At 65.3% G+C, this 24,136-nt stretch carries 24 protein-coding genes; 9 read left to right on the top strand and 15 right to left on the bottom strand.

Annotated features, from left to right (window positions below; genetic code table 11):
* Nucleotides 1-67: 67 nt before the first annotated feature.
* Nucleotides 68-583, bottom strand: a complete 516-nt coding sequence (locus tag ACWGPT_RS02080) for a ferritin-like domain-containing protein (RefSeq protein ID WP_452603902.1) — start codon at nt 581-583, stop codon at nt 68-70.
* A gap of 173 nt (nt 584-756) precedes the next feature.
* On the opposite strand from ACWGPT_RS02080, the gene modB reads away from it, so the two are divergent.
* The 4 genes from modB to mmsB all read left to right on the top strand — a co-directional run bounded on the left by modB (nt 757) and on the right by mmsB (nt 4,736).
* Nucleotides 757-1,458, top strand: a complete 702-nt coding sequence (modB, locus tag ACWGPT_RS02075; protein WP_452603901.1) for a molybdate ABC transporter permease subunit — start codon at nt 757-759, stop codon at nt 1,456-1,458.
* Nucleotides 1,455-2,525, top strand: a complete 1,071-nt coding sequence (gene modC, locus ACWGPT_RS02070; protein ID WP_452603900.1) for a molybdenum ABC transporter ATP-binding protein — start codon at nt 1,455-1,457, stop codon at nt 2,523-2,525. Before modB ends, modC begins: the two co-directional genes overlap by 4 nt.
* A gap of 116 nt (nt 2,526-2,641) precedes the next feature.
* On the top strand, nt 2,642-3,787 hold the full coding sequence (locus ACWGPT_RS02065; protein ID WP_452603899.1) for an isobutyryl-CoA dehydrogenase: 1,146 nt from the start codon (nt 2,642-2,644) through the stop codon (nt 3,785-3,787).
* A 64-nt stretch (nt 3,788-3,851) separates the two neighbouring features.
* A complete protein-coding gene (mmsB, locus tag ACWGPT_RS02060) occupies nt 3,852-4,736 on the top strand; it encodes a 3-hydroxyisobutyrate dehydrogenase (RefSeq protein ID WP_452603898.1) in 885 nt (294 codons plus the stop codon).
* A gap of 2 nt (nt 4,737-4,738) precedes the next feature.
* On the opposite strand, the gene ACWGPT_RS02055 is transcribed toward mmsB, so the two are convergent.
* Nucleotides 4,739-5,404: a sulfite oxidase-like oxidoreductase gene (locus ACWGPT_RS02055; protein ID WP_452603897.1), complete on the bottom strand. Its 666-nt coding sequence runs from the start codon at nt 5,402-5,404 to the stop codon at nt 4,739-4,741.
* 106 nt (nt 5,405-5,510) lie between these two features.
* Between ACWGPT_RS02055 and ACWGPT_RS02050 the strand changes: the two genes are divergently transcribed.
* The 3 genes from ACWGPT_RS02050 to ACWGPT_RS02040 all read left to right on the top strand — a co-directional run bounded on the left by ACWGPT_RS02050 (nt 5,511) and on the right by ACWGPT_RS02040 (nt 9,017).
* On the top strand, nt 5,511-6,683 hold the full coding sequence (locus ACWGPT_RS02050) for an aminotransferase (protein ID WP_452603896.1): 1,173 nt from the start codon (nt 5,511-5,513) through the stop codon (nt 6,681-6,683).
* Between the two features lie 65 nt (nt 6,684-6,748).
* Entirely contained in the window at nt 6,749-8,005 is a 1,257-nt protein-coding gene (locus ACWGPT_RS02045) for a DUF763 domain-containing protein (protein WP_452603895.1), read from the top strand.
* Between the two features lie 43 nt (nt 8,006-8,048).
* Nucleotides 8,049-9,017 carry a TIGR03885 family FMN-dependent LLM class oxidoreductase gene (locus tag ACWGPT_RS02040; protein ID WP_452603894.1) on the top strand — a complete coding sequence of 323 codons (969 nt, stop codon included), beginning with the start codon at nt 8,049-8,051 and terminating at the stop codon, nt 9,015-9,017.
* A 21-nt stretch (nt 9,018-9,038) separates the two neighbouring features.
* On the opposite strand, the gene ACWGPT_RS02035 is transcribed toward ACWGPT_RS02040, so the two are convergent.
* From ACWGPT_RS02035 to ACWGPT_RS02010, 6 genes are all read right to left on the bottom strand, one after another.
* Nucleotides 9,039-10,238: a pyridoxal phosphate-dependent aminotransferase gene (locus tag ACWGPT_RS02035; RefSeq protein WP_452603893.1), complete on the bottom strand. Its 1,200-nt coding sequence runs from the start codon at nt 10,236-10,238 to the stop codon at nt 9,039-9,041.
* A gap of 24 nt (nt 10,239-10,262) precedes the next feature.
* Entirely contained in the window at nt 10,263-10,892 is a 630-nt protein-coding gene (locus ACWGPT_RS02030) for a TetR family transcriptional regulator C-terminal domain-containing protein (RefSeq protein ID WP_452603892.1), read from the bottom strand.
* Nucleotides 10,893-10,999: 107 nt separating this feature from the next.
* Nucleotides 11,000-12,241, bottom strand: a complete 1,242-nt coding sequence (locus ACWGPT_RS02025; RefSeq protein ID WP_452603891.1) for an MFS transporter — start codon at nt 12,239-12,241, stop codon at nt 11,000-11,002.
* A 264-nt stretch (nt 12,242-12,505) separates the two neighbouring features.
* On the bottom strand, nt 12,506-13,510 hold the full coding sequence (cydB, locus tag ACWGPT_RS02020; RefSeq protein ID WP_452603890.1) for a cytochrome d ubiquinol oxidase subunit II: 1,005 nt from the start codon (nt 13,508-13,510) through the stop codon (nt 12,506-12,508).
* Nucleotides 13,500-14,915, bottom strand: a complete 1,416-nt coding sequence (locus ACWGPT_RS02015; RefSeq protein ID WP_452603889.1) for a cytochrome ubiquinol oxidase subunit I — start codon at nt 14,913-14,915, stop codon at nt 13,500-13,502. Before ACWGPT_RS02015 ends, cydB begins: the two co-directional genes overlap by 11 nt.
* Before the next feature lie 187 nt (nt 14,916-15,102).
* Nucleotides 15,103-15,858: an endonuclease/exonuclease/phosphatase family protein gene (locus tag ACWGPT_RS02010; protein WP_452603888.1), complete on the bottom strand. Its 756-nt coding sequence runs from the start codon at nt 15,856-15,858 to the stop codon at nt 15,103-15,105.
* A gap of 62 nt (nt 15,859-15,920) precedes the next feature.
* Between ACWGPT_RS02010 and ACWGPT_RS02005 the strand changes: the two genes are divergently transcribed.
* Entirely contained in the window at nt 15,921-16,868 is a 948-nt protein-coding gene (locus tag ACWGPT_RS02005) for a lysylphosphatidylglycerol synthase domain-containing protein (RefSeq protein WP_452603887.1), read from the top strand.
* Here the strand turns inward: ACWGPT_RS02005 and ACWGPT_RS02000 are convergent.
* From ACWGPT_RS02000 to ACWGPT_RS01990, 3 genes are all read right to left on the bottom strand, one after another.
* The gene (locus ACWGPT_RS02000; RefSeq protein WP_452603886.1) at nt 16,848-18,350 is read right to left on the bottom strand and encodes a phospholipase D-like domain-containing protein; all 1,503 of its coding nucleotides are present in this window, start codon (nt 18,348-18,350) and stop codon (nt 16,848-16,850) included. The genes ACWGPT_RS02005 and ACWGPT_RS02000 overlap by 21 nt on opposite strands.
* Nucleotides 18,351-18,425: 75 nt before the next feature.
* Nucleotides 18,426-18,587, bottom strand: coding sequence for a hypothetical protein (locus ACWGPT_RS01995; RefSeq protein WP_452604108.1), 162 nt, complete (start codon nt 18,585-18,587; stop codon nt 18,426-18,428).
* 21 nt (nt 18,588-18,608) lie between these two features.
* The gene (locus tag ACWGPT_RS01990; RefSeq protein WP_452603885.1) at nt 18,609-18,806 is read right to left on the bottom strand and encodes a hypothetical protein; all 198 of its coding nucleotides are present in this window, start codon (nt 18,804-18,806) and stop codon (nt 18,609-18,611) included.
* Nucleotides 18,807-18,942: 136 nt separating this feature from the next.
* Between ACWGPT_RS01990 and ACWGPT_RS01985 the strand changes: the two genes are divergently transcribed.
* The gene (locus ACWGPT_RS01985) at nt 18,943-19,449 is read left to right on the top strand and encodes a ferritin-like domain-containing protein (protein ID WP_452603884.1); all 507 of its coding nucleotides are present in this window, start codon (nt 18,943-18,945) and stop codon (nt 19,447-19,449) included.
* Between the two features lie 10 nt (nt 19,450-19,459).
* Here the strand turns inward: ACWGPT_RS01985 and ACWGPT_RS01980 are convergent, their stop codons facing one another.
* From ACWGPT_RS01980 to ACWGPT_RS01965, 4 genes are all read right to left on the bottom strand, one after another.
* Nucleotides 19,460-19,657 (bottom strand): hypothetical protein, encoded by a 198-nt coding sequence (locus ACWGPT_RS01980; protein ID WP_452603883.1) that lies wholly within the window; start codon nt 19,655-19,657, stop codon nt 19,460-19,462.
* Nucleotides 19,658-19,831: 174 nt separating this feature from the next.
* Nucleotides 19,832-21,997 (bottom strand): glycoside hydrolase, encoded by a 2,166-nt coding sequence (locus ACWGPT_RS01975; RefSeq protein ID WP_452603882.1) that lies wholly within the window; start codon nt 21,995-21,997, stop codon nt 19,832-19,834.
* Nucleotides 21,933-23,000, bottom strand: coding sequence for a glycosyltransferase (locus tag ACWGPT_RS01970; RefSeq protein ID WP_452603881.1), 1,068 nt, complete (start codon nt 22,998-23,000; stop codon nt 21,933-21,935). Before ACWGPT_RS01970 ends, ACWGPT_RS01975 begins: the two co-directional genes overlap by 65 nt.
* Nucleotides 22,997-24,118: a glycosyltransferase family 4 protein gene (locus tag ACWGPT_RS01965; protein WP_452603880.1), complete on the bottom strand. Its 1,122-nt coding sequence runs from the start codon at nt 24,116-24,118 to the stop codon at nt 22,997-22,999. Before ACWGPT_RS01965 ends, ACWGPT_RS01970 begins: the two co-directional genes overlap by 4 nt.
* Nucleotides 24,119-24,136 lie beyond the last annotated feature (18 nt).

Here is a 24,136-nt window from a genome sequence, read left to right as displayed (position 1 = left end):
CTGTCGGGACAAGGAGGGGAGCGGACCTGCCGGTGCCGCTCCTCTCCTCGTATTACCGGTCTTCGCGTCAGACCTTGGCGGTCTCGCCGGCTTCGCGCAGCTGGGCGAACCGCATCGTCACCGTGCGCAGGTTGTCGTCGATCCACTTTGCCATGTCCTGCTCCTCCCTGAGGTTCGCCTGCAGGGCGGAGGTCGCGGACGGGAAGCCGCCGAGGTCCGCGATCGTCAGCAGGGACTTGTAGGCGGCGATCTCGAAATTCTCGAAGGCGAAGTTGGCGAGGGAGTTCTTGAGGATTTCATCCCCGGCGACGGTATGGCTCATCGCGGCCATCGCGCCTGTGAAGGACAGTGCCATGTCCTTCAGCGACGAGTGGCTCTCGTCCAGTTGCTGCAACAGTTCTTCGAGGCGTGCGATCTGGCCTTCCGTCTCGCGGATATGCTCCTCGAGGCGGCGGGCGACTTCCGGATAGTTCTCGATGCGGGAAACCTGCGGCTTCATGATCGACAAGGCCTGGTTTTCCATCGCGTGGGCGTTCTTGAGGCCGGTTACGAAGATCTCACGTGTCTTGCTGGTGTCAGCCATGCTCATTCTCCATCTGGGTTGACGTCCGCGGCACGAACCTCGTCCGCCGGACAAAGTTCCTCGGCGGCGCGGAGAGTTGCCGGCAATGGATTTTCCGTCGCGGGCGGTCTATCCAGTTGGTCTGGCCGCAGAGCGGAGCAGGCGCTTGCGCGTGCCCGAGTGGGGGGAAGAGCTTGGAGTGGCTTGCACTGAGCGAGGAGGAATGGACTGCCGTCCGCCTCAGCCTGAAGGTATCGACGGTTGCAGTCATCTGCAGCCTGCCTGCAGGCATCGCCATCGCCTACCTGCTTGCCCGCACCCGCTTCTGGGGTAAATCGCTCCTGAACGGGATTGTGCATCTGCCGCTCGTCCTTCCGCCCGTGGTCACCGGATTTCTCCTGCTGATCACCTTCGGCCGGCAGGGGGCGATCGGTTCCCTCCTGTATGACTGGTTCGGCTTCACCTTCTCCTTCCGCTGGACCGGGGCCGCGCTTGCCTGCGCCATCATGGGGTTCCCGCTCATGGTCCGCTCGATCCGCCTTTCGATGGAGGCGGTCGATACCAGGCTGGAGGAGGCGGCAGGCACGCTCGGCGCGCGTCCTGCCTGGGTCTTCCTCACCGTGACCCTGCCGCTTGCGGCTCCGGGCATCATCGCCGGCATGATTCTTTCCTTCGCCAAGGCGATGGGGGAATTCGGGGCGACGATCACCTTCGTGTCCAACATCCCCGGCGAGACGCAGACGCTCTCGGCCGCGATCTACACCCTCACGCAGGTGCCGGGCGGAGATGCCGGAGCAATGCGGCTGACGGTGGTCGCCATCGCCATCTCCTTCGGTGCGCTGCTGGCATCCGAATGGGTGGCGCGGTTCCTCGGGCGGAAGGGTGAGGCGCCATGAAGCTCACCGTCGACGTGAAACAGGCTCTCGGAGCATTCCGCATGGATGCCGGCTTTACCGCGGAGGGTGGGGTGACGGCATTGTTCGGCCAGTCGGGCTCAGGCAAGACGTCGCTCGTGCGGGTAATCGCGGGCCTCGCGAGGCCACAGTCCGGCCGGGTCGTGTTCGATGACGACGTCCTGCTCGACACCAGCCTGGGCCGTTTCGTCCCCCCGCACCGCAGGCGGTTCGGCTATGTGTTCCAGGAGGCCCGGCTCTTCCCGCATCTCAGCGTGCGGCGAAACCTGACCTTCGGCCGCTGGTTCGCGCCGCGCGGTGCGGACCATCGCGATCTCGACCGGGTCGTCGATCTTCTCGGCATTGCGCCCTTGCTCGGCCGACCGCCGGCCAACCTGTCCGGAGGCGAGCGCCAGCGCGTCTCGATCGGGCGCGCGCTTCTCTCTTCGCCTCGCCTGCTTTTGATGGACGAGCCGCTTGCGGCCCTCGACGACGATCGCAAGGCGGAGATCCTGCCCTATCTCGCGCGTCTGCGGGAAGAGGCGGGCATTCCGATCGTCTATGTCAGCCATTCGGTGACCGAGGTCGGGCAGCTGGCCGATCGCGTCGTCATGATGCGCGACGGGCAGGTCGCCGCGATCGGTACCCCTTCGGAGATATTCAAGGGTCGTCTGCTCTCGGCCCACGAGCGCCGCGAGGCCGGTGCCGTGCTCGCCGCCGTCGTGCGTTCGGTCGATGTCGCTCACGGACTGGCGATCGTCGATGCGGGCTCAGTGGAGATCGTGGTGCCCGACCCCGGCCTGCACGCGGGCCAGGCCGTGCGCCTGCACATTCCCGAGCGGGACGTCATGATCGCGACGGAAAAACCGGTCGGCATCAGCGCCCTGAACATCCTCGCCGGCACGATAGCGGGCTTCGAGGACGATACGGACGGGTTGATCCGCGTCGAACTCGCTGTCGGCGAGGTCCGGATCTTCGCCCGGATCACCGCCTTTTCCCGGGACCGGCTGGGTCTTGCGGTGGGGCGGCCGGTCTATGCGGTGGTAAAGTCCGTGGCGCTCGCGCGCTGATCCCTCCCGGTCAACCTGAGGGGGAAGGCAAGACCGTGCTGGCGCAAGCCGCCGGCTTGTGCAAAATCCCTGCACAGTCCTGGCGGGAGGCCGAGGGAGACCAAGGGAGGCGAGACATGGATTTCATGCTCACCGAGGAGCAGGCTGCGATCCGGCAGATGGCGCGCGATTTCGCAGCTGAGGAGATCGCGCCCTTCGCGCTGGAATGGGACCGGGAAAAGCACTTTCCGGTCGAGACGATCCGCAATGCCGGTGCTCTGGGAACGGGCGGCATCTATGTTCGCGACGACATCGGCGGCGCGGGGCTCGGACGGGTTGAATCGGCGCTGATCATAGAAGCACTCGCCGGCGGATGCCCGGCGGTCGCGTCGTATATCTCCATCCACAACATGTGCGCCTGGATGGTCGACCGTTTCGGCAACCAGCAGCAGCGTGAACAATGGCTGCCCGGCCTCGTGACCATGGACCGGCTGGCAAGCTACTGCCTTACCGAGCCGGGTTCCGGATCGGACGCCGCGGCCCTGAAGACGAGGGCGGTGCGCGACGGGGACCACTATGTGGTTTCCGGTCAGAAGCAGTTCATCTCGGGTGCGGGAGCCTCGGATGTCTACGTCGTCATGGTGCGGACGGGGGAGGACGGCCCGAAAGGGATTTCCACGCTGGTCGTACCGGCCGATACGCCCGGTCTCTCTTTTGGCGCCGACGAGCGCAAGATGGGATGGCATGCGCAGCCGACCCGCGCCGTCATTCTCGACGGTGCGCGCGTGCCCGTCGCAAACCGGCTCGGCGAGGAGGGGGACGGGTTCCGGATCGCCATGGCGGGGCTCGATGGCGGGCGCCTCAACATTGCGGCGGCCTCGCTCGGGGGCGCGCAATCGGCCTTCGACAAGGCGCTTGCCTACATGGGCGACCGAAAGGCCTTCGGGCAGCCACTCACCGCCTTCCAGGCGCTGCAGTTCTCGCTCGCCGACATGGCCGCAAATCTCGAAATGTGCAGGACCTTCCTGTGGCGGGCGGCGACCGCCCTGGATGAGAAGGCTCCCGACGCGACCACGCTTTGCGCCATGGCCAAACGGCTCGTCACGGACCGCTGCTTCGAGGTGGCCAACGGCGCGCTCCAGTTGCATGGCGGATACGGCTATCTTGCCGAATACGGAATCGAGAAGATCGTCCGCGACCTCAGGGTGCACCAGATCCTCGAAGGCACGAACGAGATCATGAACGTGATCATCGCACGCTCGCTCATCGGGCGAACGTCCTAGGGAGTACCGCAGGTTCAGTTCCGGGCCGGCGCCGTGGCGCGGGTCCGTTCATGGGAGGAAAGACATGCAGGATCGCATCGCATTCATCGGACTGGGGAACATGGGCGGGCCGATGGCAGCCAATCTGGTCAAGGCAGGTCGCGAGGTCTCGGGCTTCGACCTGTCGCCGGAATCGCGCCAGTCGGCTGCGGCGAACGGGATCGCCATTGCCGGAAGTGCCGTCGAGGCGGTGGCTGGAGCGGGGATCGTGGTGACGATGCTGCCGGCCGGCAGGCACGTCCTGTCGGTCTGGGAGGAACTGGTCGCGGCCCTCGTGCCCGGTACCTTGCTGATCGACTGCTCGACCATCGACGTCGAAAGCGCAAGGCAGGCGCATACGCTTGCGAAGGGTGCCGGCTGCCTCTCGCTCGACGCGCCGGTCTCGGGCGGCACGGGTGGCGCGACAGCCGGGACGCTGACGTTCATGGTCGGTGGCGCCGACGACGCCTTCGCCCGCGGCAGGCCGGTCCTCGAGCAGATGGGAAAGCGGATCGTGCATTGCGGCGACGCGGGCGCGGGACAGGCCGCCAAGATCTGCAACAACATGATCCTCGGCATCACCATGGCAGGCGTCTGCGAGGCCTTCGTGCTGGGCGAGAAACTCGGATTGTCGCACCAGGCACTGTTCGACGTGGCCTCGACCTCGTCAGGCCAATGCTGGTCGATCAACACCTATTGCCCGGTCCCCGGTCCCGTGCCCGGCTCCCCGGCGAACAACGGATACAAGCCGGGCTTCGCGGCCGCGCTCATGCTGAAGGACCTTAAGCTGTCCCAGGATGCGGCCTCGGCGGCAGGAGCAACCACCGAAATGGGAGCCCATGCGGCCGAACTCTATGAACGTTTCAACGCGCTCGGGCACGGCGGCGACGATTTCTCGGGGCTCATCAAGTTCCTGCGCGATCAACGCTGAGCTCAATCGCCGGAATAGCGCTGCTCGGCCCATGGGTCGCCACGCATGTGGTAGCCGTTCTCTTCCCAGAAGCCGGCGCGGTCGGATGCGATGAAATCGATCCGCTTCAGCCACTTGGCGCTCTTCCAGAAATAGAGGTGCGGCACGACGAGGCGGACCGGTCCGCCGTGATCGGCGGTCAGCCGCTGGTCCTGCCATCGGTGGGCGAGCAGGGCGTCGTCGGCTGCAAAGTCCTCAAGGAGAAGATTGGTCGTGTAGCCGTCGTAACTCGTGAGCATGACCGCGGCGGCCTCCGCCGTCGGGCGTACGACGGCCAGCAGGTCACGGGTCGAGACGCCCGTCCAGTCGTTGTCGTAGCGGGACCATGTGGTGACGCAGTGGATGTCCGAGCGGTTTTGCGTCTGCGGCAGGGCGAGGAATGCCGTCCAGTCGAAGGACCGGGGGTTCTCGACCAGTCCCGCGACGTCAAGGCGCCATTGGGCCGTGGATATCTGCGGCTGCTGGCCGAGGTCGAGGACGGGCCAGTTCTTCACCAGATGCTGGCCGGGGGGAAGTCGTTCGACCTCCGGGCGGGCGATCCTGCCGGTGAGGAACCGGCCCTCCTGCGCCCATGTCCGCTTCGTGCGCGTCAGCTTGCTGTCCTCGTGCTCGGCAGGGTCGTCGGCCATGACATGTCCTTTCGTGGCGATCTCGTCCTTGCCAGCAGCAATATTCTGGTAAATGGGTGGCAAATCAATGCCACCCGCCGATATCGTCCCTCGTCACGGAATCATCATGCCAGCGTTCAATCCCCTCGTCGAAAAGCTCGCCCCGCCGCCCGTCCCTTCCGTATTTGCCTGGGGCAGGGCCTATGACGGATCGCGAGGCCCGTTGATCGACCTGTCGCAGGCGGTGCCCGGCTATCCGCCGCATCCGGACATGCTGGCGCTTCTCGGCGAGATGGCCTCGTCGGCCGCCTATTGCGGCTACGGCCCGATCGAGGGTGACGCCGATCTGCGTCGCGCCTATGCGGAGCATGTAAGCGAGGTTTACGGCGCAACGCTGAAACCCGACAACATCCACATCACCTCGGGGTGCAACGAGGCCTTCGCCAGTGCCGCCATGACGATTGCCGGTCCCGGCCAGACGGTGCTGATGACCAACCCCTTCTATTTTAACCACGATACGACGCTCGCGATGATGGGCGTGAAGTTGCAGACGGTGACCTGCCGCGCGGAGGACGGGTTCATTCCGCGGCCGGAGGCGATCGCCGCGGCCATCACGCCTGACGTGCGCGCGCTCGCGCTGGTCTCCCCGAACAATCCGACGGGTTCGGTCTATCCGCCGGAGCTCCTCCTGGAAATCTTCGAGCTTTGTCGCAAAAGGGACATCTGGCTTATCCTCGACGAAACCTACCGTGACTTCCTGTCGGAGGCGGGCAGCGCGCCGCACGGCCTGTTCGCGATCGAGGACTGGGAAGACCACCTGATCTGCCTCTACAGCTTTTCGAAATCCCTCTGCATTCCCGGCCATCGGCTCGGGGCGATCACCGCGGGGCCGAAGGCCGTCGAGCAGATCGCCAAGGTCATGGACAATCTGCAGATCTGCGCACCGAGGGCGGCGCAGGCCGCGGTGGCGCGGGCGCTTCCGCTGCTGGCGGACTGGCGGGAAACCAATCGGCAGGAAATCGTCCGCCGCGCCGATGCCCTGACGGCGACGATGGCGAAGCTGCCCGAATGGCGGGTCGATTCGCTCGGCGCCTACTTCGCCTTCGTGCGTCATCCCTTTCCGGAGCTGGGGTCTGCCGCCGTCGCCGAGCGGCTGGCGAGGCAAGCAGGGGTCATCTGCATTCCGGGCGCCTATTTCGGCGAGGGCCAGGAAGCCTATCTCCGCTTTGCCTTCGCCAATGCGGACGCGGGCACGATCTCCCTTCTGGCGGACCGGCTGCGAGATTTTCGGGCGAGCTGACGGCGCGATCCTGTTTCGTCTCCCGAATCCAGCTATATAAGCAGAAACTGGAGAAGGTCCCGGATATGGCAAAGAGAGCCGGCAGCGCCGACCTTCCGCTTCACGGCGGCCGGGTGCCGCAATGGCTCGGCCAGCGGATGACCCGTCTCGGCGCGCTGATCACCGAGGCAGTGGTGCAGCACTATGGCCGCGACGAATTCCTCCGCCGCATGGCGCACCCGTTCTGGTTCCAGTCCTTCGGCGCGGTCATGGGCATGGACTGGCATTCCTCGGGGATAACCACGAGCGTGATCGGCGCGCTGAAACGCGGCCTGACGCCGCTCTCAGGGGAACTCGGCATTCACGTCTGCGGCGGGCGCGGACAGCATTCGCGAAAGACCCCCGACGAACTCGCAGCCGTGGGCAATCGGGTCGGGATCGATGGAGGGGCGCTGGCGACGACGAGCCGTCTCGTTGCCAAGGTGGACAGCGCCGCCGTCCAGGACGGCTTCGATCTCTATCTGCATGGTTTCATCGTCACCGACGACGGCAAGTGGGTGGTCGTGCAGCAGGGCATGAATGGTGACCGGCGACAGGCCCGGCGCTACCATTGGCTGTCGGAGGGGCTGGAGAGCTTCCTGGATTCGCCCCATGCGGCGATCGAGGGGAAAGGGCAGGGCGAGATCCTCAACCTGGCGGACCGACGCGCCGACGCTTCCCGCATGTCGCAACTCGATCTGCTGGCGAACCTCGGCCCGGACCGGATCGTCGGCGAGCTTGCCTTGCTCGAGCGACGTGAGCCGTCTGTCGATGTTTCGCAGCCGATGCTGCCGCACCTGGTCATGCCCGCCCATCACGACGTCCGCGAGAAGGACGTCAACATGCGGCGGCTCCACGGGACGCTCGCCGCCGCGGCCGACCGCGGGCCGGAGGACTTCCAGCAACTGCTGCTCGTCCCCGGCGTCGGCGCGCGCACGGTGAAGGCTCTCGCGATGGTGGCCGAGGTCGTCCACGGCTCGCCGTGCCGCTTCTCCGACCCGGCCCGTTTCTCGCTCGCCCATGGCGGCAAGGATCGCCATCCCTTCCCGGTGCCACTCAAGGTCTATGACGAGACGATCCGGGTGATGAAATCGGCGGTCGGCAAGGGCAGGCTCGGGCGCGAGGAGGAACTGCAAGCGCTGAAACGGCTGGACGACCAGGCACGGCAGCTTGAGCGATATGTGACCGGCCCGGATCTCAAGGAGATCGTGGCGGGCGAATTCCGCGACTCCGCGGAACTTGGCGGGCGAAGCGTGTTCGGCTGGGAAGAGGATTTCGGAAGTCGCGGCGCAAGACGGGGCTGAACCCAGGAGGGAACCAAGGGCGCGCTTCCGCCTTCTAGGTCCCATGACGATCATCGGTTACCACGCCTCCCACGAGCAGTTTGCCCCGAGCGAACTCGTCGCCTGCGTCCAGGCGGCGGAAGACGCCGGCTTCGGGGCCGTCATGTCCTCCGACCACCTGGCGCCCTGGAGCGAGCGGCAGGGGCAGTCAGGCTTTGTCTGGACGTTTCTCGGCGCAGCCATGCAGGCAACGCGGGAGATTCCGTTCGGGCTGATCACGGTGCCGATGGGCTGGCGGTATCATCCGGTCGTCACCGCGCAGGCCGCCGCGACGCTGGGCGAACTCTTCCCCGGCCGCTTTCCCTGGATGGCTGTCGGAACAGGCCAGGCGCTCAGCGAGCATGTCACGGGCGGCCGCTGGCCGTCCAAGCCGGAGAGGAACGAGCGGCTGCTGGCCGGGGTGGATATCATCCGGGCGCTCTGGGACGGATCGACCGTCAGCCGCGAGGCTCCGATCGGGGTCGACGAGGCGCGGCTCCATACGTTTCCGAAAGAGGCGCCGAGCCTCATAGCCGGTGCGCTTTCCGTCTCAACGGCCGAGTGGGCCGGAGGCTGGGCAGACGGTCTGATCACCATCAACCAGCCTCGCGACAAACTTGCCGGGATCGTCGATGCCTTCCGGCGTGGCGGCGGGGGCGGGAAGCCGGTTTACCTCCAGGTCCACGTCTCCTACGCGCCGACTGAATCAGAGGCGCGGGACAATGCGTTCGACCAGTGGCGGACAAATACGCTGCCCGCCGCGGTGGCGGAGACGCTCAGGACACCGGAGGAATTCGACGCCGCCTGCGCCCGCGTGAGGCCGGAGGAGATGGACGAATTCGTCCGGATCTCGGCCGATCCTGCGCGCCATGTCGCATGGCTGGAGGAGGACATGGCGATGGGGTTCGAGCAGATCTACGTCCACAACGTCGGACGTAACCAGCGGCAGTTCATCGACCTTTTCGGAGCGCAGGTCATTCCACGGCTGAAATGATCCGCGCGCCCCGAGGCTGCATCAGCCGATCGCGCGCCGTCCTTCGGGCCTGACAAGGCGCTCGGCCAGATCGGCGATTCGCTTCATGGCGGTCAGCAGCACCTCGTCGGGTACGGTGAGCGAAATGCGGAGGAAGCCGTTTGCCTGCTCGCCGAACGACCCGCCCGGCATGACGGCGACATTTTCCTGCCGCAGCAGTTCCCAGGCGAATTCGAGGCCAGAGAGACCAGTCGCGGAAATGTCGAGGAGGATGAACATCCCGCCCTCCGGCAGCATGGGCCTCACGAGGTTGTTGCCTGCGAAGGCCTCGCCGGCAATCTGCGCGCGCCTGCGGTAGTTCGCACGCATGGTCGGCGCCATGTGGAAATCCCTGGACAGCGCCAATGCGGTCATGTCGGCGATGAAGGGCTGGACGCCGAACAACATGGTTTCCGAAACCGGCAGGAGACGACGGCAGAACTCCGCAGGGCCGGCGGCCCAGCCGCTGCGGAAACCTGGTGCCGCATGCGACTTGGAGATGGACGATACCACGATGGTGCGCTCGGCCAGTTCGGGCATGTCGAACGGGGAGGCGAACGGCACCCCGTCGAAGACCAGCTGCTCGTAGACCTCGTCGCAGACGATCCAGAGATCGTGCTTGCGGCAGACCTCCCCGATTGCCGAAATCTCGTCGGCCGTCAGCACCGCGCCGGTCGGATTGTGCGGCGTGTTGAGGAGCACCGCGCGGGAGGCCGGCGTGATGGCCCGCTCCAGGTCTTCGGCCTGCATGTGGAAGCGTTTCCCGGGGCGGAGAGGTACCATGACCGGATGCGCACCGGTGGACGCGATGACGCCCTCGTAGGTCGCGTAGAGCGGATCGCCCACGAGCACGCCGTCGCCGGCCTCGACCAGGCCCGTCATGACGGCGTAGAGGGCCGTCTGGGTGCCGGGGAAGCAGAGGAAATTCTCTTCCGTCACGCCGGTGCGGCGCTTTGCGTATTTCTCGACCAGGGACTTCAGGACGGAAGGCTCGCCGCGACCGTTCGAATAACGGATGCGGCCGGAATGCATGGAACCGGCCGCCATGTCCAGTAGCGCCGTGTCGGGCGCGACATCCGGCTCGCCGATGGTGAGCTCGATGATATCGGCGCCCTCCTGCTTCATCTGGCGGGCGGCGGTGTGGACCGCCCAGCGGCCGGACCCGAGATCGGCCAGACGGTCGGTTATGGAGGCGTAGCGCATGATGGTTCCTTTATCGTCTTGGTCTCAGGACAGTTCGCCCGGTGGAAGCCTCAGAAGGGCCTCCACCGAGACGATGGCCGTCTCTGCAATTTCGTGGTCCTTGAACATATCCGGCGCCAGCGTCGCTTCCAGCCAGAGTCCGTCGATCAATCCGTTCAGCGCTATTGCGCAGGAGCGGCATTCGCCAGCGCTTACCGTACGCTTGCTCTCTGCGAAGAAATCCCGGAGCAGTTTCTCGAGTTCCCCGAGAAAGCCCAGATAGCTCTCGCGGTGAATGGCCGCGAAGGCGGGATCGAGCGGGATATGGCTGATGAAGGCGGCCCAGAGGGACAGCGTCCGGCTGTCGGTGACGGGCGGCGTGACATTGGCGACGATGAACCGGCGCAGCCGCGTGCGCGGGTCGTCCCCCTTCGCCGCGGCCGTCGTCGTCTCGGTGATGTCGTTCATCAGCTGCCGGTAGGCGGCCTGCAGCATCTGGTCCTTGCTGGTGAAATAGTGGCGGATCAATCCGGCCGTCACGCCTGCGCGGGCGGCGATCTGCCTGACCGTCGCGCCTTCGATGCCGGCCTCGGCAATGCAGTCGAGCGTTGCCGCGATCAGCTCTTCCCGCCGCTCGGCCTCGCTGGCACGATGGTAACTGCGACGCGCGTTCATTGAGGCCTGGGTCCAAGAGAGAGGGGGCGGCAATCGCAAAGCCAACCGGCTGCGATGCCATCATTCCGACTATTATTATACGTCTGGATAATAAGCTTCAAGTGCCTTCAGCGGCGTCCGTTTGCGAGTTGTCTCGCGGCAGGAAGGCGCCGCAGGTAGAGCATTGCCGCCGCGCCGACGAATGGTCCGACCGCGAGGACGGAGAATGTCCATTGCCATCCGCCCATCAGTTCGGCAAGCCGGGGAAGGCCCCATATCATGCCGATGGTCAGCGCAAACCCCATCCCCATCTGCAGCGAGAGGGCGGTGCCGATATAATTGCGCTCCGCAAGTTCCGTGACGGCGGCGGAGAACTGGGCGGAATCGCCGATGATGCTGATGCCCCAGACGACAACCACGAGCGTGAGGAGCCAGGCCGGTCCGTCGAAGACCAAGCCCACGGCAAGCGCGCAGGTCCCCGAGACGATCATCATACCTGCCGTCGTCGCGGTGCGTCCGATACGGTCGGAAAGTATGCCGCCGACGAAGCATCCGACAACGCCCACGGCGACGGTCGCGAAGGTGAGAAGCGATGCCTCCCGCGCGGTTCCGAAGCCGCCGGCCTCGAAGGCTGCGGTCAGATAAACCAGCAGCCAGGCCCACATGGCGTAGAGTTCCCACATGTGGCCGAGGTAACCGATGTTCACCAGGGCGATGTTGCGGTCGCGCAGCACGCGGCCGATCTGGCGCGGGTCGAACACCGCCTTGCCATAGGGGTGGGGTCCTTCCCGCACGCAGAAAAGGAAGAGGACCATGCTTGCGAGCGCCGCGACGGTCGACATCACCAGCACCTGCTGCCACCCCATCCCCGACGTCGTGCCGCGGAAGAGATGCGGCAGTGCCGATCCCGCCGTTATCGCCCCGATCACCGCGGCGAAGGCGAGGCCGCGACCGGTCACGAACCATGTGGACACGAGCTTGAGGGCGGGCGGATAGACGCCGGCGAGTGCGAAACCCGTGACGATCCGGCAGGAAATCGCGACAATCGGCGACGGCTCCAGCAGCAGTGCCGCATTTGCGGCGACGGCCAGCGCGGCAGATCCCGCCATGAGGCGGTTCATCCTGATCAGGTCGGGCAGGTTGAACAGGCTTGCGAAGAGGGCGCCGGCGACGAAACCGATCTGGACGCCGTTGGTCAGCCAGGCCGTTTCAGCGGGGGAGAGGGCCCATGCGCGGGTCAGTTCCGGAGGGATCGCCGTTGCGGAAAACCACGTGGAGAAGGACAGGACCACAGCACAGCAGAGGAGAACAAGCGTTGTCCAGCGCCGGCGCGCGTCGCTGTCGCTGTGCTGAATTGGATATGCCGTCAATTTCCAGTCGCCCCCCATGCTCCCCGTGCCCCCCGGAGCAAGCAATCCGGCGTTCCCGCAGGAACCAGTCAGGGAACTGTAACGCGTGCCCGGATGATGTCCACCCGCAGGTGGTCGCCATGCAGAGACGCGCGGGCCCTGACGGGTCCGATCAGGTGCCGAGCCAGAACTTGATGATCAGCCCGACGATCCCCACGGTGACGACGCCCAGAAGCCAGAGGCCGACGAACCAGACGATCCGCCGGAACGTCCCAGGTCCCGCCATCAGTGGTAGCCTTCCTCGGGATTGACCTTGCCGCGGAACACCCAGTAGGCGTAGGCCGTATAGGCGAGGATCAGTGGAACGAGGACCACGGCCCCGACGAGAAGGAATGCGAGGCTCTCATCGGGAGCCGCCGCGTCCCAGATCGTCACCGAGGTTGGCACGATATAGGGATAGAAACTGATCCCGATGCCGATATAGCCGAGGACGAAGAGGCCCAGTGACGCCAGGAAGGGCCGGCTATCGTGACCGGTACGCAAGCCCTGGGCCAGGACCAGGAAACAGCCGATGACGAGGAGGGGCACGATAAAGCTGAAGGCCGCCGTCGGCCATCCGAACCAGCGGTCGAGATAGAGCGGCTCGAGGAATGGGGTCCAGAGGCTGACGATCCCCATGGCCACCAGCGTACCCACACCGGTGACATAGGCGTAGCGCCGTGCCCTTTCGGCAAGCTCTCCGGTGGTCTTCATGATCAGCCAGGTGGCTCCGAGCAAGGCATAGCCGACCAGGACGGCCAGCCCGGTTACGACGGAGAAGGGGGTAAGCCAGTCCCACCAGCCGCCGGTATAGGCGCGGTTCGCGACCGGTATGCCCTGGACGAGGGCACCCAGCGCCACACCCTGGGAGAAGGCGGCCACCACCGATCCGCCGGTGAAGGCACCGTTCCATAAATGCTCCGCGCGCTTCGTGCGCCAGCGGTATTCGAAGGCGACGCCGCGGAAGATCAGCCCGAGCAGCATGGCGACGATGGGCACGTAGAGCGCCGGCAGGATGGTGGCATAGGCAAGCGGGAAGACCGCAAGCAGCCCTCCGCCGCCCAGCACCAGCCAGGTCTCGTTGCCGTCCCAGACGGGCGCCACGCTGTTCATCATCACGTCCTTCTCGGCCTTGGTCGGGAAGAACGGGAAAAGAATTCCCACGCCGAGGTCGAAGCCATCGAGGATGACGTAGGCGAGGACCGCGAACGCGATGATGGCAGCCCAGATGAAAGCGAGATCAAGCTCCATGACGGGTCTCCTCGTGTTTGGCTGCCTGCGGGGCGGGCGTGATCCCCGCCGTGCGGATCGGGCCTTCGTCCAGATCGCCCATCGGATCGCGCGGCAGGCGGGCCATCAGCCGGAGAATGTAGAAGGTCCCCGCGCCGAAGATCAGGAAGTAGACGATGATGAAGGCGATCAGCGAGGTTGCGACGGCCGGCGCCGCGATCGGCGAAACGGAATCGGCGGTCAGAAGGTGGCCGTAGATGGTGAAGGGCTGTCGTCCTACCTCGGTGGTTATCCAGCCCGCCAGAACGGCCACGAAGCCTGCCGGTCCCATCACCATGGCGCAGCGATGCAGCCAGTCGCTGTCGTAGAGGGAACCGCGCCAGCGACAATAAAGGCTCCACAGTCCGAGCCCGAACATCGCAAAGCCGATGGCGACCATGATGCGGAATGCCCAGAAGACGATCGGCACCGGCGGCTGCAGCGCCTCGGGAACGGTATCGAGGCCGGCGAGTGGCGCGTTCAGGTCGTGCTTGAGGATGAGGCTCGAGAGCTTCGGGATCTCCAGCGCATAGTCCACGCGCTTCTCTTCCGGGTTCGGCATGCCGAACAGGATGAGCGGCGCCCCGTCGGGATAGCTTTTGTAGTGCCCCTCCATCGCCATGACCTTGACCGGCTGGTACTCAAGCGTGTTGAGGCCGTGCAGGTCTCCGGCGATGATCTGCACGGGCGCGACGATCGTCAGCATCCACATGGCCATCGAGAACATCGTACCGGACCGGAGCGGCGACGTCCTGCGCAAGAGATGGTAGGCCCCGACCGCGCCGACGACCAGCGCGGTCGTCAGGTAGGCGGCAAGCACCATGTGGACCAGCCGGTAGGGGAAGGAGGGGTTGAAGATGATGGCCCACCAGTCCGCGGGAACGTACTGGCCGGCGTCGTTCATCGCAAAGCCCGCCGGCGTCTGCATCCAGGAGTTGACCGCGAGAATCCAGATCGCCGACATCAGCGTTCCGAGGGCGACCATGATCGTCGCGAAGAAGTGCAGGCCCGGACCGACGCGTTCACGGCCGAAGAGCATTACACCGAGGAACCCTGCTTCGAGGAAGAACGCGGAGAGCACCTCGTAGCCCATCAACGGGCCGATGATGGGCCCGGCCTTGTCGGAGAAGACGCTCCAATTTGTGCCGAACTGGTAGGACATGACGATTCCGGAGACGACACCCATCCCGAACGCCAGGGCGAAGATCGTCTTCCAGAAGTCGAAAAGCTCCAGATAGACCTTCTCGTTCGTGCGCAGCCACAGGCCCTGAAGGACGGCGAGATAGCTCGCGAGGCCGATGGAGAATGCCGGGAAGATGATGTGGAAGGAAACCGTGAAGGCAAACTGAAGCCTGGCCAGGAGCGTGGCGTCGAGATTATCGAACATCGTCCATCCTCACTCTAACAAAGGCAGCGTCGAGTCCGCTCAGGGAGAAATGGGCCGAACATGGTGGAGGTCAATAAGGATATGCTCGCGAAGGGGGCCGCCGCATAAAAAAGTGGCACTATGGGAGGGCGCACAGGCCGCGCGAACTCGCCTGCCGGTTCCTTTCGTGGTCAGAGGGAGGCGGTCTTCACAGGCGGATCGTCGCCAGTAGCGGCAGGTGATCCGAGGCCCTTCGCGTCAGCGGGTTGGAGATCACTTGCGCATCCAGGACCTCGATGTCGTCCGACACGAAGATATGGTCGAGGCGCATCACCGGATAGCGCGACGGAAAGGTGGCCCGGGCCCTCCGACCCGGAGCGAGCTGGACGTCCTTCATATGCTTCGCGACCAGCCCGTAGGAGGCCGACCTGCCGATGGAATTCAGGTCGCCGACGAGAATGCGAGGCTTGTCGGCGTTCTCCGGCTTGCCGAGCCAGCCGGACCCGAGCAGGGTCCGCATCTGGGTGACGCGATCCCTGCGGCGCAGGCCGAGATGGGTATTGAAAACCTGGACCGTCTTCTCGCCCGCCGACACTTCCGCCCAGACGGCTCCCCGCTGTTCGCCGGAGGAGGGCAGCATGGCTGCCTTCACGAGCCGCATGGGCAGCGCTGTCAGCACCGCGTCCCCGTAGCGCTCTTCCGCCACGTGCAGCGCCGCGTGGAAATGGAATTCCATGCGCAGGAGAGAGGCGACGATGTGCGCCTGGTCGGCGCCACCGGTGCGCCGCCGACCGACATCCAGTTCCTGCAGGCCGATGATATCGGGTTCGATGCTTGCGATCACCTCGGCGATGCGCGCACAATCGAGCTTGCGGTCGGTGCCGATGCAACTGTGAACGTTGTAGCTGAGAACCTTGAGGACGGTGCCGGGCTTGGCTGGTGATTGCTGCAGGTTGGCTGACATGAGCGGGGGAACCCGTTTGTCCAATTTTCGTTCCCCGTTCGCATGTTTAGAGAGGGGAGAGGATGGTCACGAGGCAGGGCTTTTTCAGAATTCTGGTGGCATTGGCGATCGCGGTGGCGGCCTTCCTCGTCTACCGCAGCCTCGGACGCTACAGTCTTGAGGAAATCCGGATTTCGGTGGCGGCCATACCCCAGCAGAGGCTGATCCTCGCCTTCGTCTTCGTGATCGCCTCCTATACCTGTCTTTCCGGCTTCGACTGGCTGGCGGTCCGTTATGCCGGCCACGCGCTTGCCTATCGCCAGACGGCGCTTGCCTCCTTCTGCAGCCTCTCCATCGGCCACAATGTGGGAATGGCTGCGCTCAGCAGCGGGGCGGTGCGTTACCGTTTCTATACGCGATGGGGGCTTTCCGGGGAGCAGGTGGCCAAGGTCATCATCTTTTGCGGCGTCACCGTCGGGATCGGCCTCATGACGCTTGCCGGCCTGGCCCTGATCGTCACCCGCGGGCAGGGCGGCGATCTCCTCGGCCTCAACGAAACCTCCGCGGTCCTGCTTGGCAGCGCCTGCCTGCTGGTGCCGGTTCTGTATCTGCTGATCTGCTGGCGCGTGCGGCGGCCGCTCGTCATCCACCGGTGGAGCTTCCAGCCGCCGTCCCTCGGGCTTGCGCTCGGCCAGGTGGTGGTCGGCACGCTCAACTTCGCCTGTGTGGCGGCCTGCGTCTACCAGCTCATGCTGGGCCTTGCGGCGGTGAACTACCTCACCGTCGCAACCGCCTACGTGACGGCGAACCTCGCGGCGCTTATCAGCCATGTGCCGGGCGGGCTGGGCGTCCTGGAGGCGACGATCCTCGGCATCCTGCCCACGGTCGGAGCCATCGGAGCGCTCGTGGTGTTCCGGATTCTCTACTTCTTCGTCCCGCTGATGGTGGGCGTGCCGATGCTCGTGGCAAGCGAGGCGTATTTCCGCCGCCAGCCGCGCCGCGGGCCGATATCAAAGCAGGCGGCGGGTTAGGCGGGTAAACCCGCGCCTGCCGAGCGTGAGCATGGGGCGGATCGGCCAGAAGGGCTGCTTCGGGTCCATGATGCCGGTGCCGAGAACGGATTCCGTCTCGCCCGGCCCGGAGTCGACATGGAAGGGGCGAAGTCCACGCGGCGAGACGTTCAGCCGGTCTATCGCCGCCAGGAGCGATCCCGTCTCGCGGATCAGGGCCGACACCTCCTGCGGCGATGCGGCGAGATGCTCCGCGATGAGGTCGTCCCTGACGCGCTCGATCGCCCGGCGCCCTTCGTCGGTATAGGTCTCGATGGCAAGATCGCACTCGGTGTCGAGGCCTTCGGAGCGATTGTTGAGGTTCGAGGAGCCGACCCGGATGAACCGGTCGTCCACGATGATGACCTTGGAATGGACGACGATCTCGCGGTCCTTGCCCTCACCGTCCGGGGTCACGGCATAGTAGACCCGCAGGCGGTTGTAGCGGTCGGCCCGCATCAGCCTGCGGATGAGACGGTTGCGGTTCTTGCCCATCATCAACTGTTCGAAGAAACCGTGGGATTCCCGCGTCACGATCACCACGATCTCCGGCCCGCGGGGTTCCTTCAGGCGCCGGGCGATCGTTCGGGCGACGCCGAACGAGGCGAGATACTGGGTCTCTATGTAAAGGTGGCGCTCCGCGGCGCGGAGCGCGTCATGGGTCAGTCGGATCGCCTCGCGGTGGCCGCGACGACCCTTCCATTTCCATGCCTCGGTGAGGGCCAGCGCCGTCGAACAATCCTCCAGGGTCGCAGGGAGATCCTGCGGCCACGGGTTGGGCCCCGGGAGGGGAGGCACGGGCTGCAGCGTCTCGCCCGTCAGCTTTCGCCACCGCCGCCGTGCAACGTCGCCGATCATGGTCGCCGCCTGCCCGGTGACGATGCTCTGGACATCATGGACGGGCCCGTAGGGTGTTCCGTCAGGCGATCGGCGGAGCGGGTTCTCTTCCCGGTGCTCGCGATCGTCCCATCGGCGGGCCGTCAGGTCGATGCCGCCAAGAAAGGCCGTTTTGTCATCGATGACGACTATCTTCTGGTGATGGCTGGCCCGCAGGGGATGATCGAAGTCGAACTTCAGCGTGATCCGCTCGTGGTCGCTCCAATCCATCTTGCCGAACATCTTCAGGCTCTTGCCGGAATAGACCGGTCCCATGCCCCAGACGATCAGCCGGACTTCCAGTTCCGGCCGGCTATCGACGAGGCTGCGGAGCCGCTCGCCGAGCGTCGGGCACCCGGGATCCTCTGGGCGCAGACGGATATAAGGATTGAAGTCCCACCCTATGATGAAGATCGAGCGCCGTGCCTCATCCAGCACGTCGTCGAGGCGGCGGAAGTATTCCGCGCCGTCGATGAGAAAGGCAGCCTTCTCCGCGCGAGCGCTACGCCACGCGTTCTGGCCGGGCTTGATGATTGGATTTACACGGGATTTCTGGTCTTCCGAAAATGCGGTTGTCGTCACGTCCACCTGCGCGCCCCTTGCTTGCGATCGTAAATGAACGCACGCAGGTTCCGCTTGTTCCATGGCGTTCCCGAGGGCCCGTCAGGCGTAAACGGGCGGATCGGTCGTCTCGTCGGGGTTGGGGACCGGGTCCTCGTCGGGGAGCCTGTCGGGCTCCGGTTCGTCGATCGGGGGCACGGGAGTGAGGTCCGGTGCAGGAACCGGCGGCGTTTCGCGCGGCTCTCGTGGATCTTGCACGGTCATTTCCGTGTCCTCTCGTGGTTTCTAGTTCTCGATCGCGCCGGTCGGCTGTTCATTGCCTGTCGCCCTGCCGGCGGGCAGGTCCTGCACGGTGTCCGTCCGCTCGGGTTCGGCAATCTCCGCAGTCTCCAGCGACGACTGCAGGAAATAGGCCGCGACGAGCATCAGTACGACGACAACCGCGGCGCCCATCATTGCTTTTGCCTGGTTTGCATTGCGCATCTTCTGCCCCTGGTCCTCCATTCGCGATGATGGGTGAACTGCAGAGCGCCGCCTAGGTTCCCGCTTTTGTCGGAACCGAGGGCATTACAGTCGAGTTGAACTCGTGCCGAGCAACTGAGCCGCGAGGGACGACCACATGCATATGAAGGATCACTTTGCCGCGTGGCTTCGCGATGCCCATGCGCTGGAGAAGCAGGCGCTGACGATGCTCACGTCCCAGGCAAAGCGGCTCCAGAATTATCCCGAACTGAAGGAACGCATCGAGGCGCATATCCTGGAGACGCAGGAGCATCTGCGGCTTCTCGAGGGGCTGCTGGACGCGTTGCCCTCGGGCGGAAGCTCGCTGGTGCGGGACCTGACGGGCCGGCTGGCGGGCACGGCGCAGGGGCTCGGGGCCGTCCTGACGTCGGACGAGGTGGTGAAGGGGGCGATGGCCGGCTATGCGTTCGAGCACATGGAAATCGCCGCCTACCGCGTTCTCATCGCAGCAGCCGACGAACTCGGAGAGGTCGAGGCGAAGGCGGTCTTCGAGCGGATACTCGAAGAGGAGATCGAGATGGCCGACTGGCTGGCGGGCAATCTCGATGACACGACACGGCTCTATCTGCTCCGCGACGAGCGGGACCTTCAGGCAAAGCGGTAATCGCTGAAACCTAGGCCTGCAGATGGGAAGTCAGGTCTTTCTCTTCCCGCACGCCCTGCTGATAAAGCTCGACGATGCGAACGGCGAGATGGTCGGCTGCTTCTCCCTTGCCGTCCATGCCTCTTGCGGCGCATGCCGCACTGAAAAGCTTCTGCATGCGGGCCAGATCCTGCGGCTCAAATGTATTTGGGTGAATATGATGCGTCATTGGTAGCCCTCCGTAGTCCGGAGCAAGGTCCTGGGCCGTGTGGCGCCAGCGCTTCCAAGAAGAGAGGGCAAGCCTACTCTTTCCGGGCCGTCATGCAAGCGCGGGAGGGGACGATACTTCTTGAGCGGCGGCCCCGGCGCCGATTCTCACGCAGACTTTACAGAAGACTGCGGTTCAGTCGATCTGCAGGAGGAAGAACGTCGTGGGGCCGGACGGGGCATCGTTGTCCAGGAGAAAACGCACCGGTCCCGTACCGCTCAGGACGGGGGCATGGACGGCGCCGTCCAGCCCGACGGGCGACAGCCGCCAGGGCCCGGACCTGCCGGATAGCGAAACCGAGACACTGCCCCTGCGGACAAGAACCGGGAGCGTTCCGAAGTCCTCGATCACCCGTTCCGCACTGTCGCGGAACCGCATCCCGGTATTGCGGGCATCGGTGGCGTAAACCAGGAGAATGCGCCGGCTTTCAGCGAGGGAAGGGGCCCCGTCGATGACCGAGGCCGCGAGCAATCCTCCCTGTTCGGCGCCCTCGATCGTCAGCGAGCGGAGGGGGATGGTTGGGGTCAGCGACGAAAACGCCGCCGCCTCCGTGAGCGGCGTCACCACCGTGAACAGCCGCTTCCCGGCGTCGAGCAGAAGTTCGCCGGTATCGCTCTCGAAGATGCCCTGCGAGAGGTCCGTCCGGTTCGTGGACGGGAGGAGACCGGCCTGTTTCATGGCCCTCAGCAATTTGCCCGCCTGCCCATCGGATCGTGGCTGTTCGATCGCATGGGCCATCCTCAGGCCGTCGCCGTCGCGAAGCCCGATGGCGGAAACCAGGGCAAGCGAGGTCAGGACATCGGGTTCGGTCGCCTGCATGTCCCCGGTCAGGTCCGAGAGGCCCTCGACGGAGAACGGGATGGTCTGTCTCGCCCTTGAAACGTCCTGCCGCCTGAACAGGAGGGCCGCCAGAGTTTCCCCGGCGCGAGCGACCGGGTCGAGCGCGATCGCATAGGGAAGCATGGCCCGCTTGTGCGCGAACGGCTCTCCGTAGCGCAGGGCAATCGGGCCGTGCCCGTGGCGGCAGAGCGCATCCCAGTCCTGGAGGGCGGCATAGGAGGGAACGACCAGGCCGGCCTCGTACCGGTAGGGGTTCCAGAAGAGGTGGTCGTATTCGCTGATGGCGAAGGGCCTGTCCAGCCAGCGGGCGGCGGCTGCTCGGCGCAGGTAGGCTGCCCCGCTGGCGATCGCGCTCTCGCCCGTGATCGTCGCGCCGCGACCATAACCCCCGACCCAGTCGTGGTAGGTGTTCATCGTCACCGCCTCCATCCGCGACCGGGTGAGCGCGGTCTGGACCGTCGGCCAGTTGTTGTAGGAACTGACGAGACCGCCATAGCCGAGGCCTCGAACGACCGCCGTCATCTTCTCCAGAAGCGCCTGTTCGTCATGGACGAAATAGGCCTGGAGATCCCGCATCCGGGGCGTGTCGTGGTAGCGGTTGGCCGGCAAGCGGACGGTGCCGGATCGCAGGCTTTCGGTAGGCTCCAGCTCATCCCAGGCCGCGCGGAGTGAGGCATCGTCGGGATAATGCGCCCGCAGCCAGTCGTTGAAGCCTTTCTGCAGGCCGGCGGGATAGTGCGGCTCGCTCTCTCTTTCATGGACGACCGTCTCGAATTCCATTCCGCCTTCATTGGCGAGGATCAGCAGGGCAAGCGCCTCGTCATGCACGGGAGCGATGCCCGTATAGGGGTTCACACCGGCCAGAATTCCCGTCACCAGCTGTCGCCAGTGGGCGAAGGCCCGCTCGTCATGGTGCATGTCGAGCTTCAACCCAGGGGCAGGGTCCCAGCGGTCGTCGACGCCGCCGGTGCCTCCATGCCATGAGGTCAGACCGTCGACCATCCAGTAGATGCCCTCCCTCTTGAGGGCGGCCATCAGGTAGTGGATCCGGTCGAGCGTCTCCGGATCGAAATCGAAGTCCCGCTCCCGCGCCGTCATCAGGCTGGCGTCGAGGAAATGCAGCCGGGCAATGTTATAGCCGCGCATGGCGAGTTGCCGGGCGTAGATATCGGCGGTGGCGTGATCGGGAAAGCCACCGGAGGCCGGGCTCCAGGCAAGCGAGGCACAATGGAGCCGCAGCGGTTCCGTGGGGGTCTCCGCGCGGGCCATGCGTCCGCCATCGCCCGCGACAAGCCGCGCGCCGGGGCGATCTATCGGCAGGTTGGCGAGGAAGGGAGAAAAGTCGAGCGGGCTGCCGGCCTCGATCGAGAGGTTTTCCTCCCGGACGGGAAGCCAGTCATCCGACGCGCTGGCGAGTCCCGGTCCTGCGATCGCGATCGCCGTCCAGACCAGCCGAAGCATGTTCCGCATCCTGTCCCCCCAATTCCCGGCTCTCGATCCACAATCGCGGATCCCGGCGCGGTCGGAAATACCCGAAAGGCAGGGCCGTCGTGTGGAAAAGCCAGGCTGTGACCGTGTAGAGCCCCATCGCGAGGCTACCCTTACGCACCGACATTGCCGCGACCACGCCTGCCGCAATCGCCAGCACGATCGATGCGGCGAGAAGTTTTGCCGGAAGAAGGACCAGCAGGGCGAGCGACGCGAGCATCCAGCAGCCGACAAGCGCCCAGAGCTTCAGTTCCGGCAGATCGGCGATGACAGTCCTCCAGTGAGGCTTGCCGATCGAGGCGCGCAGCAGTTCGCCGATGCCGAAGAGGTACCTGGTCCGCCATCGCCTTACCAGGAGCCGGTATGAATTGATGGCATGGCCGTAGTGGGAGACGAAGCGCCGGTCGAGCCGGTGGAGGATCCATCCGGCGTTCCGCAGCCGGACGCCGAGATCGAATTCCTCGTGGCAATGGAGATTACGATCGGTGAAGTAGCCGACGGTCTCGATCGCCGAGCGGCGATAGAGCCCCCCGCCATTCATCCGGTCGATCGTGCCGATCCTCGCCTCCGGCGCATCCCGCGTCACGCGCCGGGTATATTCCAGGCTATCTAGCATCTTCTCCTCGACATGACCCGTGACACCCGCGACCTTCGGGTTCCGGGCAAGATAATCCAGCGCTTCGGGGATGAAGTTCTCGTCCAGTTCCATGTCGCCGTCGATGAGGCAGATATACTCGCCCCGGGCATACTGGTAGCCGAGCTGGGGGCCGATGCCGCAGCTCGGTTCGGCCGGCGGCATGATCTGGACAATGCGAACCGGATGGGCGGCGGCAATGGCGACCGTGCGGTCGGAGGAGCCGCTGTCGGCGACGATGACCTCGCCGCCGACCGAGGAGATTGCCGAAAGCGCGGTTTCGATGGTCCGCGCGATGCGCTTTTCCTCGTTCAGTGTCTTGATGATGACGGAGACGGTCACTTGCGTTCCCCGTCGTTATGGCCGCCAAGGACCGACCGGTAGACCGCTACGGTGGCCTCGGCGATCGAAGGCCAGGCATAGTTCATCTCGGCATGGCGGATGCGCGCAACGGAATCCCGCTCGACGAAGGGCAGGGCGAGCTTGCGGCCAAGGGCGGCGGAGAGCGCCTCGACGTCCCCGGGCGGGAAATAGTCCTCGTCGGGAAGCTCCACCTCGTGATTTGCGGGAATGTCGCTCGCAAGGGCGGGGAGCCCGTAGCTCATGGCCTCGAGTAGCGAGATCGGCATGCCTTCATGCAGCGAGGGCAGGACGAACAGGCCGGCCTGCGAGAAGATCGCGGACAGATCGTCGCCGCTCCGGAAGCCCGTCATGACCACGTCGGGAACTTCCCGGGCAAGGGCTTCCACCTCTTCGACATAGCGGCTCTTGTGGTCCGCTCCACCGACGATGGCGAGCTTCCAGCCGGGGGTGCCGAGGAGCGCGAACGCCCTGATGAGGTCCGTCTGGCGTTTTTCGGGCACGATCCGCGCGACCATGACGATATAGCGGCGGGGTTCGAGCCCAAATCGTTCCAGGATGTCCGTGGAGGAGACGGGCGGGCGAACCGACACTCCGTTGGGGACGTGGCTGGGGACCCGGTCGTAGCGCCTTTTCATCGTCTCGGTGACGTCGCGGGAAACGGCGATCGTCGCGTGGGACATCCTCACCGCAAGCCGCTCCCCGAGCCGCAGGATGCGCTTTGCGGCGGGACCCCACTTCTCGCGATCGTAGTCGTAGCCGTGATGCGTGGTCACCACGCGCAGGCCCAGCATGCGGGCCAGCGGTACCAGCAGGCCCGGACCGACCGCATGGATGTGAAGAATGTCCGGCCGCTTCCAGGCGGCGTAGAGGACGCCGGCCAAGGTGTGGGCGAGGGCCTCCAGCGTCATCGAACGCGGTGCCCAGAGCGGCGTCACCTTCATGCCATCCCATGAAAAGGACTTTGCCTGCTGCAGGTAGGAGCGGCGCCCGACAACCTCGACGTCCCAGCCGGCGCGCACGAGTTCCCGGCCGAGCATTTCCACATGCCGTTCCACGCCGCCCTGAATTTCCGGAACGCCGCGAAGGCCGAGCATCATGATGCGGCGTCCGGCACT

It is taken from the genome of Pseudorhizobium sp. NPDC055634, from assembly GCF_053618655.1.
Note: the sequence above shows the minus strand (reverse complement) of the source record. Positions and strands in the feature narration are given on the sequence as shown.

Coding starts and splice junctions, on each gene's coding strand:
- ACWGPT_RS01975 (WP_452603882.1), bottom strand. CDS start 21,997: ATGCTTCGGCTGGTCTGGACGGCGATCGCGATCGCAGGACCGGGACTC.
- ACWGPT_RS02065 (WP_452603899.1), top strand. CDS start 2,642: ATGGATTTCATGCTCACCGAGGAGCAGGCTGCGATCCGGCAGATGGCG.
- ACWGPT_RS02040 (WP_452603894.1), top strand. CDS start 8,049: ATGACGATCATCGGTTACCACGCCTCCCACGAGCAGTTTGCCCCGAGC.
- mmsB (WP_452603898.1), top strand. CDS start 3,852: ATGCAGGATCGCATCGCATTCATCGGACTGGGGAACATGGGCGGGCCG.
- ACWGPT_RS02055 (WP_452603897.1), bottom strand. CDS start 5,404: ATGGCCGACGACCCTGCCGAGCACGAGGACAGCAAGCTGACGCGCACG.
- ACWGPT_RS02080 (WP_452603902.1), bottom strand. CDS start 583: ATGGCTGACACCAGCAAGACACGTGAGATCTTCGTAACCGGCCTCAAG.
- ACWGPT_RS01965 (WP_452603880.1), bottom strand. CDS start 24,118: ATGATGCTCGGCCTTCGCGGCGTTCCGGAAATTCAGGGCGGCGTGGAA.
- ACWGPT_RS02015 (WP_452603889.1), bottom strand. CDS start 14,915: ATGTTCGATAATCTCGACGCCACGCTCCTGGCCAGGCTTCAGTTTGCC.
- ACWGPT_RS02045 (WP_452603895.1), top strand. CDS start 6,749: ATGGCAAAGAGAGCCGGCAGCGCCGACCTTCCGCTTCACGGCGGCCGG.
- ACWGPT_RS02035 (WP_452603893.1), bottom strand. CDS start 10,238: ATGCGCTACGCCTCCATAACCGACCGTCTGGCCGATCTCGGGTCCGGC.
- ACWGPT_RS02005 (WP_452603887.1), top strand. CDS start 15,921: ATGGTCACGAGGCAGGGCTTTTTCAGAATTCTGGTGGCATTGGCGATC.
- cydB (WP_452603890.1), bottom strand. CDS start 13,510: ATGGAGCTTGATCTCGCTTTCATCTGGGCTGCCATCATCGCGTTCGCG.
- ACWGPT_RS01995 (WP_452604108.1), bottom strand. CDS start 18,587: ATGACCGTGCAAGATCCACGAGAGCCGCGCGAAACGCCGCCGGTTCCT.
- ACWGPT_RS01990 (WP_452603885.1), bottom strand. CDS start 18,806: ATGCGCAATGCAAACCAGGCAAAAGCAATGATGGGCGCCGCGGTTGTC.
- ACWGPT_RS02050 (WP_452603896.1), top strand. CDS start 5,511: ATGCCAGCGTTCAATCCCCTCGTCGAAAAGCTCGCCCCGCCGCCCGTC.
- modC (WP_452603900.1), top strand. CDS start 1,455: ATGAAGCTCACCGTCGACGTGAAACAGGCTCTCGGAGCATTCCGCATG.
- ACWGPT_RS01985 (WP_452603884.1), top strand. CDS start 18,943: ATGCATATGAAGGATCACTTTGCCGCGTGGCTTCGCGATGCCCATGCG.
- ACWGPT_RS01980 (WP_452603883.1), bottom strand. CDS start 19,657: ATGACGCATCATATTCACCCAAATACATTTGAGCCGCAGGATCTGGCC.
- ACWGPT_RS02010 (WP_452603888.1), bottom strand. CDS start 15,858: ATGTCAGCCAACCTGCAGCAATCACCAGCCAAGCCCGGCACCGTCCTC.
- ACWGPT_RS02030 (WP_452603892.1), bottom strand. CDS start 10,892: ATGAACGCGCGTCGCAGTTACCATCGTGCCAGCGAGGCCGAGCGGCGG.